Here is a 310-nt window from a genome sequence, read left to right on the forward strand (position 1 = left end):
CTGGCACGGTGCACATTGCTGTGCTTTCCAGCGGCAACGCTGATTCGACTCTATGAATTGTTAAAGAGCACGACGATCAAAAAGATCGCACAGGCAAAGCTGCGTACTGCTATTTGCAGACTTGCCTGTGCGTTCATTCGTTTGAAAGAACGTCGCTGAACCTACAGCCGATAAGTGTGGACGCCCGAAGTGAGTTTCAGGGTGCCTGTTTACTCTAGAAAGGAGGTGATCCAGCCGCACCTTCCGATACGGCTACCTTGTTACGACTTCACCCCAGTCACGAACCCTGCCGTGGTAATCGCCCTCCTTG

At 52.3% G+C, this 310-nt stretch carries 1 rRNA gene; it reads right to left on the reverse strand.

The features are described from left to right. Positions 1 to 218: 218 nt before the first annotated feature. Positions 219 to 310 (reverse strand): 16S ribosomal RNA (locus tag SM757_RS35235); the annotation flags it as partial.

This window comes from Azohydromonas lata, assembly GCF_034427735.1.
Taxonomy (GTDB): Bacteria; Pseudomonadota; Gammaproteobacteria; order Burkholderiales; family Burkholderiaceae_C; genus Azohydromonas; species Azohydromonas lata.